The sequence below is a fragment of the Tsuneonella flava genome (genome assembly GCF_002870965.1).
GTDB classification, from domain to species: domain Bacteria; phylum Pseudomonadota; class Alphaproteobacteria; order Sphingomonadales; family Sphingomonadaceae; genus Tsuneonella; species Tsuneonella flava.
Genome location: NZ_PHSO01000008.1, coordinates 1 through 486, shown reverse-complemented (window position 1 = coordinate 486; position 486 = coordinate 1). Strand labels below are relative to the sequence as shown.

The 486-nt window shown below is 61.9% G+C and carries 1 protein-coding gene; it reads right to left on the bottom strand.

The window, feature by feature from the left end; all coding sequences use genetic code 11:
- The coding region (locus tag CV013_RS13615; protein ID WP_198591881.1) for a putative Ig domain-containing protein at window positions 1-486 on the bottom strand (486 nt) is incomplete at both ends.

Here is a 486-nt window from a genome sequence, read left to right as displayed (position 1 = left end):
CGGGGTGTCCTCGTTGGTGCTGTCGGTGTCGTCCGTCGCGACCGGTGCAGGGTTGGTGACTGTCCAGTTGAACGTCTGATCGACCGAGGCTCCGTCGCCATCGGTGGCAGTCACGGTGACGCTGTACACGCCGCCCGAACCACCCTGGCTGGCCGAGTTGTCGACCGTTCCGCCGATCACGCCGGTGACCGGATCGATCGTCAGCCCGGCAGGCAGACCGCTGGCGCTGTAGGTCAGCGTCGGACTGTCGATGTCATCGAAGAAAGAGGTGACATCGATTGACGTAATCGTATCCGCATCCGCATCGGCCTGATCGCCAATCGTGCCGACTGTGGTCGGCGCATCGTTGATCGGATTGACGGTGATGTCGAGATTGGCGGTATCGCTGCCGCCCTCGCCATCGCTGACGGTATAGGTGATGGTTGGAACTGTGCCGTTCCAGTTGGCATCGGGCGTGAAGGTATAAGCACCGGTGCTGCCAATGGT